The sequence below is a fragment of the Pantoea sp. SGAir0180 genome (assembly GCF_043546245.1).
This window is the reverse complement of record NZ_CP028071.1, coordinates 523,145-537,081: the sequence shown is the minus strand read 5'-3', so window position 1 is coordinate 537,081 and position 13,937 is coordinate 523,145. Positions and strand designations below refer to the sequence as shown.

The window sequence follows — 13,937 nt, the reverse complement described above, 5'->3', positions numbered from 1 at the left end:
TGCTTTATAAGTTGCTCTGCCTCAGTTTGTTGCGCAAAATGCCCCTCGCTCTGGGAGTTAAAACAAGATCAATACTGCCTTAAAAGACAGAGGCCTTGGAGCCATCGAGAGATAACTATTTGAAACGCCTGAAATTAAATTATCTGTTTATCGGTCTGCTCACCGTGCTGTTAGCACTGGCACTGTGGCCGTCCATTCCCTGGCATGGGAGCGGGCAGGATACGATTTCACAGATTAAATCACGGGGAGTGCTACGGGTCAGTACCGTAAACTCGCCGTTGACTTACTACACCGTGAATAAAGCACCGGCCGGGATGGATTACGAGCTGGCGAAGCGTTTCGCCCGTTATCTGGGCGTCAGGCTGGAAATCACGGTGCGCGCGAATATCAGCGACCTGTTTGATGCGCTTGACGACGGCAAAGCCGATTTGCTGGCCGCAGGCCTTATCTATAATAATGAGCGACTGAACCGCTATCAGACGGGCCCCAGCTATTACAGCGTTTCCCAGCAGTTGGTTTATCGTGTGGATAAAACTCGCCCGAAAAACCTGGGCGATTTAAAGGGACGGCTCGTCGTTGCCTCCGGATCGGCTTATCTGTCTACACTTAAGAGCGCCAGAGCGGATCACTATCCCGACCTTGACTGGGCTATCTCGACCGATCAAAGCCCGAAAGCGCTACTTGAGGCCGTCGCCGAGGGCAAGCTGGATTATACGATTGGCGATTCCGTCACCATCGCACTGCTTCAGCGCATCCATCCACAACTGGCGGTCGCCTTTGACGTCACGGATGAAGAGCCGGTGACGTGGTATATGCCCCGCGAAAGCGACGACAGCCTGAACGCGGCCATGCTGGATTTCTTTAATGGCATGGGCGAAGAAGGCGCAATGGCGCGGCTGGAAGAGAAATACCTCGGGCACGTTGGCACCTTTGATTATGTGGATACGCGCACCTTCCTGCGTGCGATTGATACGGTTCTGCCTGATATCAAACCGTTATTTGAGAAATACGCCAGTAATATCGACTGGCGTTTGCTGGCCGCTATCTCCTATCAGGAATCACACTGGAATCCGCAGGCGACATCACCGACCGGCGTGCGCGGCATGATGATGCTGACGCGCAATACCGCCGACAGCGTGGAAGTGGGCGATCGAACCGATCCTGAGCAAAGTATTCGCGGCGGCAGCCAGTATCTGCAAAATATGATGGATAAAGTCCCGCAGTCCATTCCGGAAGACGAACGTATCTGGTTTGCGCTGGCCGCCTACAACATGGGTTATGCTCATATGCTGGATGCCCGTAAGCTCACGGCAAAACAGGGTGGCAACCCGGACAGTTGGGCTGATGTGAAACTGCGCCTGCCGATGCTGAGCCAGAAGCGTTATTACGCGCAAACGACCTACGGCTACGCGCGGGGCCAGGAAGCGTATAACTACGTGGAAAATATTCGTAAATATGAGATTAGCCTGGTGGGCTATTTGCAGGAGCAGGAAAAGCGCCTTGCCCAGCAGGCCGCGCTGGAAGCGGAGATGGGCAAAGGCTATCCTGCCGTTTCGCCACAAGTGGCAATGAATTAGCTTTCGCGCTGCGCCTGTCGCAGCGCTTTTTGTTGCTGACGACGCATGCGGAAAAAGTCGCTCAGCAGCGCCGCGCACGCGTCTTCCAGCACGCCGTGATCTAACCTTACCTGATGGTTCATCCCCGGATGGCCCAGCACGTCAATCAGCGAACCGGCTGCGCCGGTTTTCACATCGTGCGCGCCATAAACCAGACGACCTATCCGGCTATGCACCATCGCGCCGGCGCACATGACGCACGGCTCCAGCGTCACATAAAGCGTGGTATCCAGCAGACGGTAATTTTCCAGTACTTTCCCGCCCTGACGAAGCGCCATAATCTCTGCGTGCGCGGTGGGATCATGCTGACCGATAGGCCGGTTCCAGCCTTCGCCAATGACGCGGTCGCCGTGAACCAGGACGGCGCCTACCGGCACCTCGCCCTCATCCCATGCGCGTTGCGCCAGCGTCAGCGCCCGGCGCATCCAGTATTCATCTTGTTCTTGTGTCACACGAACCACTCCCGGCAGCAAAAAGCGGCGCATTATACCGGGCATGCCGGCAAAACCGAAGCACAGTACAGGTTATTCTAACTGCTGCAATTCACCCGCCGGCGTGACGCGCCAGCGGTGCTGACAAAAGAACAATAACGGGTTGTCCTGCTTGCTGTCGCTGTAACCACTATAGAGTTGCAGTGGTGTGCCGATGTGTTCTTCTAACTGCACCACTTTTTCGTGGCCCAGACAGCGCAATTTCAGTACGCGCCCCCCCAGGCCGCGCTGCATCTGGCTGGCAATCAACTTTACTCTGGGCAGAAACGCCGAATCGTAATAGACCTGCTCCACCAGCGACTGCGGCGAGCCCGTAATCAGCCACACATCCGCATCATCGCTGCTGAGGTACTCGCTGAGACGCTTCTGCACCACCGGAAACGCTTTCACGCGCTGGCGAAACCACTGAGCAAACTCGGCCTCCAGTCGTAACAGGGTGGTTTCAGATCGGCCAAAGGTGATTGACCAGAGCAACAGGCTCATCGGCCAGCGGGCCGCACGCCCTTTGAACAGCAGCCCCGCGCCGACGACGGGCAGCAAAGGCACGACCAGTAGCAGATTCAGGGGCTTGCGGCGCAGCAAATAGCGCATGAAAGTGCCAAACATATCCTGTTGGTGCAATGTGCCATCAAGGTCGAAAAACACCACGCGACGTTGTCTCTCGTTGGTCAAACAGCTCTCCTTTTTAACGAATATGCATCAACAGCCTCTATTGTAGTCATCTTCGCGCAGCGAGGCGATGACTGTCATTTTTTATTCCAGTGGCTACAATGCTTTTAGAATCATTTATTCCTTGCGGACGCACCGCTACATCATGAGGACTGGGCATGAGTTCATTGCTGCGCATTCGCCAGCTTTATCCTTCACTGGCGCTGAACGAACGCCGGCTGGCGGATTTTTTACTGTCACAACCGGATCGGGCACGGCATTTAAGTTCACAAAAGCTGGCAGAAGAAGCTGGCGTCAGTCAGTCCAGCGTCGTTAAGTTTGCGCAAAAACTGGGATATAAAGGTTTTCCGGCACTCAAGCTGGCACTGAGCGAATCGCTGGCCGATAAAGATGCCATCACCGTGCATAATCAGATCCTCAGTGACGATCCCCTTAAGGCTGTGGGCGAAAAATTACTGACAGAAAAGCTGTCGGCCATTCGCGCGACCCTGGATATCAACAGCGAAGAGAAGCTGAATGCCGTCTTGCAGCTGCTTAAGCGCGCACGCCGTATTTTACTGGTCGGAATCGGCGCATCCGGCCTGGTGGCAAAAGATTTTTCCTGGAAGCTGATGAAGATTGGTATCAATGCCGTCGCGGAGCAGGACATGCACGCGCTGCTGGCCAGCGTACAGGCCATGTCATCCGGCGATGTGCTGCTGGCGATCTCTTACACGGGTGAACGTCGTGAGATTAACCTGGCCGCGCAGGAAGCAGTGCGGGTGGGCGCGGACGTGCTGGCCTTTACCGGCTTCACGCCTAACACACTGCAGCAGTGCGCCACGCACTGCCTGTACACCGTTGCAGAGGAACAAAGTACGCGCAGCGCCGCGATCTCCTCGACTACCGCCCAGCTGGCATTAACGGACCTGCTCTTTATGGCGCTGGTACAGAACGATCCTGAGCGCGCGTCCAGCCATATTCGCCACAGCGAGGCGCTGGTGAAGAAGCTGATTTAGCCGCGCCGGGCTCAGGGCGCGCGATATCCTCATAACGGCCCGGTAACGTTCCGCTTACATGAGTGTTCATTTATCTGCATCATGTTTGCGAGGAACACGCTGTGTTATTGTACGCAGCGTAGCGCGCCTGACCCGGATCCCTTAGTTGAGTGACGAGGAGAAGGCGATCCATCGTGCTATAACGGCGTTATTTCGGGTGCTGTGGCGAGCATACTTGTTCGCCGCAGAAACGCCCTGCTCCCTTTACTGACTCAGAAACCGCGATGTCTTTACTGATTACAGAACGATGCATTAACTGCGATATGTGTGAACCCGAATGCCCGAACCAGGCTATTTCGATGGGTCAGATGATTTATGAGATTGAGGTGAGCCGCTGTACCGAATGTGTGGGACATTATGATGTGCCGACCTGCCAGCGGGTTTGCCCTATTGATAACACCATTGTGACGGATCCCCAGCACATCGAATCACGCGATGCGCTGTGGGATAAGTTTGTTGCCCTGCACGGTTAGCTTTCGATAATGACCGTAGCACAGGCATAGTGGCGCTCGTCGGCCAGGGTGACATGGACATGCTGTACACCCAGCCGCTGCGCCACCTCAGCAGCATGATCGAAAAAACGCAGGAGCGGTTTACCCAGCGCATCGTTGTAAACTTCAAACTGATTGAATGCCAGTCCGCCGCGAATGCCGGTGCCAAACGCTTTGGCTGCCGCTTCTTTAACGGCGAAACGTTTAGCCAGAAAACGCACCGGCTGACGATGCTGCTGATACTGCTGCCATTCGGCCTCACTCAGCACGCGACGCGCCAGTCGATCGCCAGAGCGAGAAATCACATCGGCAATCCGCTCTATTTCGACGATATCGCTGCCCAGTCCCAGAATAGCCATTAGCGACGCGCTTCTCGCAGCAGCTGTTTCATGGCTTTGACGGCGTCAGGCAGGCCGCTCATCACCGCCCGACCAATGATCGCATGACCGATGTTCAGCTCATGCATTTCCGGCAGCGCGGCAATCGGCAGGACATTGTGGTAAGTCAGACCGTGACCGGCGTTAACTTTTAATCCGCGGCTGGCCGCAAAGGTGGCCGCCTGACGGATCCGGGCCAGCTCAGCGTCGCGTGCCGGGCCTTCAGGGGCTTCAGCATAGGCACCGGTATGAATTTCAATATAAGGCGCGCCGCTGGTGACAGCCGCTTCGATTTGCCGGTGATCGGGATCGATAAACAGGGATACCAAAATGCCCGCCTCACTGAGTTTTTTTACCGCGGCATTAAGTTTTTCCTGTTGTCCGGCGACATCCAGTCCGCCTTCGGTGGTCACTTCCTCACGCTTTTCCGGCACCAGGCAGCAGAAGTGCGGTTTGATATCACACGCGATATTCAGCATCTCATCGGTGACCGCCATTTCGAGATTCATCCGCGTTTCGATGGTATCACGCAGAATACGCACGTCGCGGTCGGTAATGTGGCGGCGATCTTCCCGCAGGTGCACCGTGATCCCATCCGCGCCCGCCTGTTCGGCGATATAGGCCGCCTGGACCGGATCAGGGTAATGGGTGCCACGCGCGTTGCGGACGGTAGCAATGTGGTCGATGTTAACGCCTAACAGTAACTCAGCCATGACAATCCTCGGTTCATTATGGTCATTGTATGGAGTGTAACGCGCCCTGATGCGATTCCGCTACGACCCGCATCAGGGCTCGCCGGCAATATCGGGCTTTTTTTTCGGTGTAAACTGACGGAAAAGCTCCTGACTTTTTAACGGCTTGCCCCCCAGATAGGGTTTTAGCGCCATGCGGGTAAAGCGCTTCGCCGCGCGCAGGGCATCCGCATCGGGAAATTCACGCGTGGAGAGCGCCTGCAGGTGTTTACCTGTAAAGCTGCGCTGATTGAGCACCAGACTGGCGATAAAGCCCTTTTCTTCCCGGTAGCTGTAGGTCATGTCTTCACTGACCGGTTCACCACTGCCTGCGCAGTGCAGGAAATCCACGCCATAGCCAAGGTGCCCCAACAGCGCCAGCTCGAAACGACGCAGTGCAGGTTCGGGTGAACCCTCGGCGGCGGCCAGCGTCTGGATACATTGCAGATAGTCAAAAAACAGGTCGGAAAAGGGGATGTGCTGTTCCAGTACCCGAGACAACAGCTCGTTGACGTACAGGCCGCAGTAAAGCGTGATACCACTGAGGGGGAGAGCAAGCGAAACCGCTTCGGCATTGCGCAGCGTTTTCACCTCACCACGACCGCTCCAGCGCACCAGCAGCGGGGTAAAAGGCTGAAGCGTGCCTTTTAACTGAGAACGCCGTGATCGCGCTCCTTTTGCCAGGACACGAACACGGCCTTCACTTTCACTAAACAGGTCAAGCAGCAGACTGGTTTCGCTGAAAGGACGACTATGCAGCACAAAGGCGCGTTGCCAGCCTTCCATTTATTCAGAGATCGTCTGTGTAACCCAGACTACGCAGCGCACGTTCGTCATCTGCCCAGCCGGATTTAACTTTAACCCACAGTTCGAGATGCACTTTGGCATCGAACATCTCTTCCATGTCCTTACGCGCTTCAATACCAATGGTTTTGATTTTGGCGCCTTTATTGCCAATCACCATTTTTTTCTGCCCTTCGCGCTCGACCAGAATCAAACCGTTGATGTCATAACCGCCACGCGCGTTAGACACAAACTGTTCGATTTCGACTGTGACCGAGTAAGGCAGTTCCGCACCGAGGAAACGCATCAGCTTTTCACGGATAATTTCGGATGCCATAAAGCGCTGTGAGCGATCGGTAATGTAATCTTCCGGGAAGTGATGGTCAGATTCCGGCAGATGCTTGCGGGCGATGGCGGCGATGGTGTCGACATTTTTACCGCTTTCGGCCGAAACCGGCACGATATCAATAAAGTTCATCTGCTCACTGAGGAACTGCAGATGCGGTAACAGGACGCTTTTATCCTGGATGTTGTCGATTTTATTGATCGCCAGCAGAACCGGCACTTTGCCATCGCGCAACTTGTTTAACACCATCTCGTCGTCGGGCGTCCAGCGCGTGCCTTCAACCACAAAGATGATCAGTTCAACGTCACCGATAGAACTGCTGGCCGCACGGTTCATCAGGCGGTTGATCGCCCGCTTCTCTTCCATATGCAGGCCGGGCGTATCCACGTAAATCGCCTGATAAGCGCCTTCCGTATGGATGCCCATAATGCGGTGACGGGTGGTTTGCGGCTTACGCGACGTAATTGAAACCTTCTGCCCCAGTAACTGGTTCAGTAAGGTGGATTTACCGACGTTAGGCCGGCCAACTATCGCGACAAAGCCGCTGTATGTAACATTTTCGCTCATTCGAGTCCTGAGGTTTTCAGCGCCGGTTGCGGCGCCGGGATAATACTGTTATTCCAGACCAAGTTTAATCAGCGCCTGTTCAGCCGCTGCTTGTTCAGCTTTACGGCGGCTGGAGCCCACGCCCACCACCGGTTCTGCCATGCCACTCACCTGACAGTGAATGGTAAATTCCTGATCGTGGGCTTCGCCACGAACCTGCACCACTAAGTAACTTGGCAGCGGCAGATGACGGCCCTGCAGGTATTCCTGCAGGCGCGTTTTCGGATCTTTTTGTTTATCACCCGGACTGATTTCGTCCAGGCGCGTCTGATACCAGTCAAGGATCAGCTTTTCGACCGTCTGAATATTACTGTCGAGGAAGACACCACCAATCAGCGCTTCCACGGTGTCCGCCAGAATAGATTCACGACGGAAGCCGCCGCTTTTTAATTCGCCGGGCCCCAGACGTAGGCATTCACCCAAATCGAATTCACGCGCCATCTCTGCCAGCGTATTACCGCGCACCAGCGTCGCGCGCATGCGGCTCATGTCGCCCTCATCCACACGCGGAAAACGGTGGTAGAGCGCATTTGCAATCACGTAGCTCAGAATCGAATCGCCTAAAAACTCCAGGCGTTCGTTATGCTTACTACTGGCGCTGCGATGCGTCAACGCCTGCTGTAAAAGTTCAGAATGTGTAAAAGTGTAGCCCAGTTTGCGCTGAAGCTTGTTAATCAGGATGGGGTTCATGCGATTCCAGTTCTGTTTTGCGTCTGTCACTCTGCATACCAAACAGGGCTGAGAATCCAACACATTCTGTTTGGTGTGCAGTGGCCCCCATGACGGAGGCCACCCTATTTTGCCTGACTCTCAGGCTGGCTTAATGGATACCGCCGATACGACTCAGTCGTACGCCGGTTGGCCACTGCCCTTCTTGTTTTTCAAAGCTCATCCAGATGGCGACCGCTTTACCGACCAGATTGCGCTCGGGAACAAAGCCCCAGTAGCGACTGTCGGCGCTGTTGTCACGGTTATCACCCATCATGAAATACTGCCCCTGCGGCACAACCCAGCTCGCCTGCGGCTGGCCGGGCTGCTGATAGTACATGCTCGCCTGGCTTTGTGCTTCCGTCACCAAAAGAATGTCATGCGTCACATTGCCCAGCGTTTCTTTGCGCGTGGCCAGACGTAATCCACCGCGCATGGTTTCATTCAGCGGCACCTGGTAGAACCCGTTACCGGCTTCGTTACCATCAAACCCGCTAAACGTCTGAACAAACTTGCTTGGCTCAATGTTGCTGTAGGTGACGGGCAACGCTTTGCTGCAAGGCTTGCCATTATCGCAGGCCGGATTAATAGTCAGCGTTTTACTGTAGGGATCATAGGTTACACGATCGCCCGGCAGGCCAATCACGCGCTTGATGTAGTCCAGGCTGGGATCTTTTGGGTATTTAAAGACCGCAATATCGCCACGCTTAGGATGAGCGGTAGGGATCAGCGTGGTTTGCGTAATCGGATCTTTAATGCCGTAAGCAAACTTCTCGACCAGAATAAAGTCACCAATCAGCAGCGTGGGCATCATCGATCCTGACGGGATCTGGAAAGGCTCATACACAAATGAGCGCACAAAGAATACCACGGCCAGCACCGGAAATACGGAGGCAGCGGTTTCAATCCAGCCCGGCTTAGGCGCCATTTTTGCCAGCGTTTTTTTATCGAGCGTGCCGCCTGACTGCGCCTGTGCCGCCTGCAGCGCCCGGCGCTGTGGTGCCCACTTGATACGATCGATCACCCAGAGAATACCAGTAATCAATGTCGCTATCGCCAGGACTAGCGCGAACATATTAGCCATTTAAGATCCTTATTTGCTGTCTTTTCCGACATGCAGAATGGCGAGGAATGCTTCCTGCGGCAGTTCAACGTTACCGACCTGCTTCATTCGCTTCTTACCCTCTTTCTGCTTCTGCAACAGCTTTTTCTTACGACTGACGTCACCGCCGTAACACTTGGCAAGGACGTTCTTACGCAGCTGTTTAACGGTTGAGCGAGCGATAATGTGGTTGCCGATTGCCGCCTGAATCGCAATATCAAATTGTTGACGTGGGATGAGGTCTTTCATTTTCTCAACCAGCTCACGTCCACGATAAGGTGCGTTATCACGGTGGGTAATCAGCGCCAGCGCATCAACACGTTCTGAGTTAATCAGCACGTCGACGCGCACCATGTCAGAGGCCTGAAAACGTTTAAAATTGTAGTCCAGTGAAGCATAGCCGCGCGATGTTGATTTCAAACGGTCAAAGAAGTCGAGCACCACTTCAGCCATTGGAATCTCATAGGTCAGCGCAACCTGATTGCCGTGGTAAACCATATTTGTCTGAACGCCACGTTTCTCGATGCACAGCGTAATGACGTTGCCGAGGTATTCCTGCGGCAGCAACATGTGACACTCCGCAATCGGTTCACGCAACTCCTCAATGTTATTGAGCGGTGGCAGCTTCGAGGGGCTGTCCACATAAATGACTTCGCCGCCCGTGGTTTCCACTTCGTACACCACCGTCGGTGCGGTCGTGATCAGATCGAGATCGTACTCACGTTCCAGACGTTCCTGAATGATCTCCATGTGCAGCAGACCCAGGAAGCCGCAACGGAAGCCAAAGCCCAGCGCGGTTGAACTCTCTGGCTCGTAGAACAGAGAAGCATCGTTCAGGCTCAGCTTGCCCAGCGCATCACGAAACGCTTCGTAGTCATCAGAACTAATCGGGAACAGACCGGCGTAAACCTGTGGCTTCACTTTTTTAAAGCCAGGCAGCGCTTTGTCCGCCGGGTTACGTGCTGTTGTCAGGGTATCGCCCACCGGCGCGCCCAGAATGTCTTTAATGGCGCAGACCAGCCAGCCGACTTCACCACAGTTCAGTTCAGTGCGGTCAACCTGCTTCGGCGTGAAAATGCCCAGTCGATCGGCGTTATAAACCTGGCCGGTACTCAGTACCTTGATTTTATCGCCTTTACGCATGGTGCCGTTTTTCACACGAACCAGCGAGACAACACCCAGGTAGTTATCGAACCAGGAGTCGATAATCAGTGCCTGCAGCGGCCCTTCCGGATCGCCTTCTGGCGGCGGAATATCGCGCACCAGGCGCTCCAGCACTTCAGGTACGCCGACACCGGTTTTCGCCGAGCAACGCACGGCATCGGTGGCATCAATACCGACAATATCTTCGATTTCCTGTGCAGCACGTTCAGGATCGGCGGCAGGCAAATCAATTTTATTCAGCACCGGCACGACTTCCAGATCCATCTCAATCGCGGTGTAGCAGTTAGCCAGGGTTTGCGCTTCAACGCCCTGTCCGGCATCCACCACCAGCAGCGCACCCTCACAGGCGGCCAGTGAGCGGGAAACTTCGTATGAGAAGTCAACGTGTCCCGGCGTGTCGATAAAATTGAGCTGGTAAGTTTCGCCGTCTTGGGCTTTGTAATCGAGCGTCACGCTCTGTGCTTTGATGGTAATACCACGTTCACGCTCAAGGTCCATTGAGTCCAGAACCTGCGCGGCCATCTCGCGGTCAGTTAATCCGCCACAGATCTGAATCAAGCGGTCAGAGAGCGTGGATTTACCGTGGTCAATGTGGGCGATGATGGAGAAATTTCTTATGTGCTTCATTTATAGAGATATCTTCACGTAGAGAATCAGTTAGAAACCTGAGCACAGACACATTCAGGAAGATCGCTCTTAACCCACAATCCTGTCAGCCTCATTAATGACGACGCATATTACACTGTTAAGGCCGCGCATAAAAGAATGGAACGTCGTGGAAACGAAACAGTTTTTTGCACGTCAGGCTTAAGACAAAAGCCGCAACAAGTGCGGCTTAAGCAGGGGTCAGGCTTCGCTTTCAACACGAAGCGCATCTGGGGGCAAGGCGATATTGAGGATAACCGGCTGGAAGGCCTCACGATCGCCAAATTTCATGGAAATGCCTTTGGCGACGATAAAGCCGCCAACTCCGCCTAACAGCGCGCCGCAGGCGGCGGCCAGGTCGCTGCCGAACAGGGCCTGGAACAGCCCCGCGAACAGAAACAGGCCAAACAGCGGCGTCATGTATACCAGCAGTGCCGAACCGAGCAGGCTGCTCTCTTTGATGCCCAGTTCGACACGTTGGCCCGGAGCCAGGGGCTTGCTGCTGGCGATTTGCATCACATGCGCATTCTTTGGCCCCAGCTTATTCAGCATATGGCTGCCACAGCCTTTACGTGCCTGGCAGCTGTTGCAGGAGGTTTTGGCTTCGGTATGCAGTGTGGCGATACCATCCTGCCATGCCACCACGGTGGCCCATTCTCTCATCATTTTTTTGCCCCAGGATTAACACTGTCCGCGATACGTTTGGCCGTCGCAGGCGGTAACTCGCCAACGACCGTAATTTCGTAATTATCGCGTATTACGGTTTCCACCGTACGACGTCCCGTGCGCAATGTCTGTGCGACGCTGTTTTTATCTGCCGGCGTAACGTTTACAGCAAAGCTAAACAGACCATCGCTGTACAGCCGGGATTCAAGGGATTTATTTAACGCGGGAAGCATACGCCGGCTTTGGGAAACGAGCGTCATCCCTGCGGGAAGCCAGGCGGGCTCCCAGTCCAGCGTCGCGTTGTCTGATTTGGTTAATGAGAGCGACGGCGGCAGATTGGCTTTTTCAAGGCCCTGCATCAGGTTGCGTACGCCATCATCCACCGCGAAGCTGATCACGCGAAACTGTTCCATCGTTTCACCGTCACGATCCAGCAGATCCACGCGCAGCGGCAGCTTGGTATCCACATCCAGCCATACAACATAGCTGTAGCGCGTGCCATCGCGCGACACTACGCGCACCACATCACACATCTGATCGGCAATGCGGGAACGGCCGACGGTAATAAAGTCATAAGCCGCATCAAGCTTGGCAAAGTCGGCGTAGATAATCGATGGCAACGCATCGACGATGTGATTGCCGGGAAGCGAGAAAGGCTCAATACCCGGTTCGAAATAGCTGATGTCGTTGCCGCGCTGAATGACTTCGCGACGCGGACCGTCCATCTGCAGAATCTGTGCATAGACGCGATCGTCGATTACTGCGTGACGATAACGGAGCGATTCCATACCAAGACGGGAAACGTTGATGTAGGCGAATTCGTAGTTGAGCGTCTGACTTGCCTGCTCCATCTGCTGTAATAACGCCCCAGACGCAGAAACCTGCGCTGGGGCGGCAGTGGACCACAACAGGCTGCCCGTCAGAAGACTAACGGCATACCATAGCGGCTTCATTACTGCTGCTGCATTCCTAATGACTGATTACCCGGTACATTGGCCTGCGCTTGTTTTGGCGCATTGGTTTCGAACTGCAGCTGATCGGCGTGCAGACGGCGCTGAAGTTCGTAGTCCTGCAGCATGGCGTTCACGCGGCGACGCTGGTCCTGCACCTGTTGTGAGGCATTGCCTGAACCAAACATATCCGAGGGGACCCCCAGACTGACAGGTGACGCTTTGCCCATCACTGGCAAGGTGTTGAATACCGGTGAGTCAGAGCTTTCCACGCTGCCGTTGGTGGGTTGGTTATAGTGCTGAACACCCACAATTACCGCCAGGGAAACACAGGCTGCGACGCCGACCTGCGTAATCTGGGCCGCCCAGGGGCGAACTTTGTGCCAGAACGGCATTTTTTCCCAGCGAGAAGGCTCGGGCTGTGCTTCAGGAATCAGGGACGTCACATTACGCTGTGGATCGTTTTCGATGGCAGCGGCAACGCGAGCAGAAATATCAAAATGCAGGTGTTCACCAACATCGCCACGCATGGTATCGCGAATCAGATGGTAGCGTTCCCAGCTTTTTTGTAGATCTGCATCCTTAGACAGGGCTGAAATCAGCGCGTTATCTAAAGCCTCACCATCCATTAAAGCGGAAAGTTTTTCTTTCTGCATGCCTAATACCCTTCCAGTAGCCGTTATCACTGACGTTGGATAAGCGGTTGAACTTTATTATCAATGGCCTCACGTGCACGGAAAATACGTGACCTTACCGTGCCCACCGGGCAATCCATAATGACGGCGATCTCTTCATAGCTCAGACCGTCAAGTTCCCTGAGGGTAATTGCCATTCGCAAGTCCTCAGGAAGCGCCTCGATGGTACGAAAGACGATTTGTTTCAGTTCGTCAGACAACATTAAGTTCTCAGGGTTCGAAATTTCTTTTAACGCACCCGCACTTTCGAAATTTTCCGCATCAATTGCATCAACATCGCTGGAAGGCGGACGGCGTCCCTGAGCAACCAGATAGTTTTTGGCTGTATTCACGGCAATCCGATACAGCCAGGTGTAAAACGCGCTATCGCCACGGAAAGAATCCAGTGCCCGATACGCCTTAATAAATGATTCCTGAACGACGTCAGGCACATCGCCTGAAGGCACATACCGTGAGACCAGGCTCGCGACTTTATGCTGGTAACGGATCACCAGTAAGTTGAAAGCTTTTTGATCCCCCTTCTGAACCCGTTCAACCAGAACCTGGTCCGCTAACTGCTCGCTCATCCGAGGTAAAGTCTCCCCAAATACTTTCTTATGCGTTAAGGAACTGCCAGCACACAGCTATTGAGCAAGCATGCGCTTTGAGTCATTACGTGGCGAAAAGTTCATTTTCGGCCGCTTTGCTGCAGGATTACACAGTTTGTTGATTTTCGTTCAATGTAACACGCGCAAATCGCAGGCAGAGTAACCTATGACAGCCGCTTTTTCATCTTTAAATCCTTGTATTCGATTAAGTTTGGTATGAAAAACGGATTTTAAACGGTTAAACAACTAACCATTTGATATATCTCATAAATT

Annotated in this window: 16 protein-coding genes; 3 read left to right on the top strand and 13 right to left on the bottom strand. The window is 54.1% G+C overall.

From position 1 onward, the window contains the following. Positions 1-119: 119 nt before the first annotated feature. Positions 120-1,577 carry a membrane-bound lytic murein transglycosylase MltF gene (gene mltF / locus C1N58_RS02730; protein ID WP_033740922.1) on the top strand — a complete coding sequence of 486 codons (1,458 nt, stop codon included), beginning with the start codon at positions 120-122 and terminating at the stop codon, positions 1,575-1,577. Here mltF and tadA read toward each other — a convergent pair. Both tadA and yfhb read right to left on the bottom strand, forming a co-directional pair. Further along, positions 1,574-2,068, bottom strand: coding sequence for a tRNA adenosine(34) deaminase TadA (tadA, locus tag C1N58_RS02725; protein ID WP_006120653.1), 495 nt, complete (start codon positions 2,066-2,068; stop codon positions 1,574-1,576). The two genes, mltF and tadA, sit on opposite strands and share 4 nt — an antisense overlap. A gap of 72 nt (positions 2,069-2,140) precedes the next feature. After that, positions 2,141-2,779 (bottom strand): phosphatidylglycerophosphatase C, encoded by a 639-nt coding sequence (gene yfhb, locus C1N58_RS02720; protein WP_039340020.1) that lies wholly within the window; start codon positions 2,777-2,779, stop codon positions 2,141-2,143. 155 nt (positions 2,780-2,934) lie between these two features. Here yfhb and C1N58_RS02715 point away from each other — a divergent pair, with 155 nt between their 5' ends. Then, positions 2,935-3,774, top strand: a complete 840-nt coding sequence (locus C1N58_RS02715) for a MurR/RpiR family transcriptional regulator (protein WP_006120655.1) — start codon at positions 2,935-2,937, stop codon at positions 3,772-3,774. Between the two features lie 263 nt (positions 3,775-4,037). Continuing rightward, on the top strand, positions 4,038-4,286 hold the full coding sequence (locus C1N58_RS02710; RefSeq protein ID WP_394564553.1) for a YfhL family 4Fe-4S dicluster ferredoxin: 249 nt from the start codon (positions 4,038-4,040) through the stop codon (positions 4,284-4,286). On the opposite strand, the gene acpS is transcribed toward C1N58_RS02710, so the two are convergent. From acpS to rpoE, 11 genes are all read right to left on the bottom strand, one after another. Next, a complete protein-coding gene (gene acpS / locus C1N58_RS02705; protein ID WP_006120525.1) occupies positions 4,283-4,663 on the bottom strand; it encodes a holo-ACP synthase in 381 nt (126 codons plus the stop codon). The genes C1N58_RS02710 and acpS overlap by 4 nt on opposite strands. Further along, positions 4,663-5,394 (bottom strand): pyridoxine 5'-phosphate synthase, encoded by a 732-nt coding sequence (gene pdxJ, locus C1N58_RS02700; protein WP_394550404.1) that lies wholly within the window; start codon positions 5,392-5,394, stop codon positions 4,663-4,665. The genes acpS and pdxJ overlap by 1 nt, the downstream gene beginning before the upstream one ends. 72 nt (positions 5,395-5,466) lie before the next feature. Beyond that, the gene (gene recO / locus C1N58_RS02695; RefSeq protein ID WP_039340024.1) at positions 5,467-6,198 is read right to left on the bottom strand and encodes a DNA repair protein RecO; all 732 of its coding nucleotides are present in this window, start codon (positions 6,196-6,198) and stop codon (positions 5,467-5,469) included. A 4-nt stretch (positions 6,199-6,202) separates the two neighbouring features. Beyond that, positions 6,203-7,108, bottom strand: coding sequence for a GTPase Era (gene era / locus C1N58_RS02690; RefSeq protein ID WP_033740928.1), 906 nt, complete (start codon positions 7,106-7,108; stop codon positions 6,203-6,205). Positions 7,109-7,156: 48 nt separating this feature from the next. After that, the gene (gene rnc / locus C1N58_RS02685; protein ID WP_006120517.1) at positions 7,157-7,837 is read right to left on the bottom strand and encodes a ribonuclease III; all 681 of its coding nucleotides are present in this window, start codon (positions 7,835-7,837) and stop codon (positions 7,157-7,159) included. Between the two features lie 130 nt (positions 7,838-7,967). Then, on the bottom strand, positions 7,968-8,939 hold the full coding sequence (lepB, locus tag C1N58_RS02680) for a signal peptidase I (RefSeq protein WP_394564552.1): 972 nt from the start codon (positions 8,937-8,939) through the stop codon (positions 7,968-7,970). Positions 8,940-8,948: 9 nt separating this feature from the next. Then, positions 8,949-10,748, bottom strand: coding sequence for a translation elongation factor 4 (lepA, locus tag C1N58_RS02675; RefSeq protein WP_039340027.1), 1,800 nt, complete (start codon positions 10,746-10,748; stop codon positions 8,949-8,951). 219 nt (positions 10,749-10,967) lie between these two features. Next, on the bottom strand, positions 10,968-11,432 hold the full coding sequence (gene rseC / locus C1N58_RS02670) for a SoxR-reducing system protein RseC (RefSeq protein WP_039340029.1): 465 nt from the start codon (positions 11,430-11,432) through the stop codon (positions 10,968-10,970). Beyond that, positions 11,429-12,385: a sigma-E factor regulatory protein RseB gene (gene rseB, locus C1N58_RS02665; RefSeq protein ID WP_006120511.1), complete on the bottom strand. Its 957-nt coding sequence runs from the start codon at positions 12,383-12,385 to the stop codon at positions 11,429-11,431. Before rseB ends, rseC begins: the two co-directional genes overlap by 4 nt. After that, the gene (rseA, locus tag C1N58_RS02660) at positions 12,385-13,038 is read right to left on the bottom strand and encodes an anti-sigma-E factor RseA (protein WP_054633315.1); all 654 of its coding nucleotides are present in this window, start codon (positions 13,036-13,038) and stop codon (positions 12,385-12,387) included. The genes rseB and rseA overlap by 1 nt, the downstream gene beginning before the upstream one ends. Positions 13,039-13,064: 26 nt before the next feature. Beyond that, positions 13,065-13,643: an RNA polymerase sigma factor RpoE gene (gene rpoE, locus C1N58_RS02655; RefSeq protein ID WP_006120509.1), complete on the bottom strand. Its 579-nt coding sequence runs from the start codon at positions 13,641-13,643 to the stop codon at positions 13,065-13,067. Positions 13,644-13,937 lie beyond the last annotated feature (294 nt).

Excerpts from the sequence above, each read along its gene's own strand:
- C1N58_RS02715 (WP_006120655.1), top strand. The coding sequence starts at position 2,935 with ATGAGTTCATTGCTGCGCATTCGCCAGCTTTATCCTTCACTGGCGCTG.
- C1N58_RS02710 (WP_394564553.1), top strand. The coding sequence starts at position 4,038 with ATGTCTTTACTGATTACAGAACGATGCATTAACTGCGATATGTGTGAA.
- acpS (WP_006120525.1), bottom strand. The coding sequence starts at position 4,663 with ATGGCTATTCTGGGACTGGGCAGCGATATCGTCGAAATAGAGCGGATT.
- pdxJ (WP_394550404.1), bottom strand. The coding sequence starts at position 5,394 with ATGGCTGAGTTACTGTTAGGCGTTAACATCGACCACATTGCTACCGTC.
- recO (WP_039340024.1), bottom strand. The coding sequence starts at position 6,198 with ATGGAAGGCTGGCAACGCGCCTTTGTGCTGCATAGTCGTCCTTTCAGC.
- era (WP_033740928.1), bottom strand. The coding sequence starts at position 7,108 with ATGAGCGAAAATGTTACATACAGCGGCTTTGTCGCGATAGTTGGCCGG.
- rnc (WP_006120517.1), bottom strand. The coding sequence starts at position 7,837 with ATGAACCCCATCCTGATTAACAAGCTTCAGCGCAAACTGGGCTACACT.
- lepB (WP_394564552.1), bottom strand. The coding sequence starts at position 8,939 with ATGGCTAATATGTTCGCGCTAGTCCTGGCGATAGCGACATTGATTACT.
- lepA (WP_039340027.1), bottom strand. The coding sequence starts at position 10,748 with ATGAAGCACATAAGAAATTTCTCCATCATCGCCCACATTGACCACGGT.
- rseC (WP_039340029.1), bottom strand. The coding sequence starts at position 11,432 with ATGATGAGAGAATGGGCCACCGTGGTGGCATGGCAGGATGGTATCGCC.
- rseB (WP_006120511.1), bottom strand. The coding sequence starts at position 12,385 with ATGAAGCCGCTATGGTATGCCGTTAGTCTTCTGACGGGCAGCCTGTTG.
- rseA (WP_054633315.1), bottom strand. The coding sequence starts at position 13,038 with ATGCAGAAAGAAAAACTTTCCGCTTTAATGGATGGTGAGGCTTTAGAT.
- rpoE (WP_006120509.1), bottom strand. The coding sequence starts at position 13,643 with ATGAGCGAGCAGTTAGCGGACCAGGTTCTGGTTGAACGGGTTCAGAAG.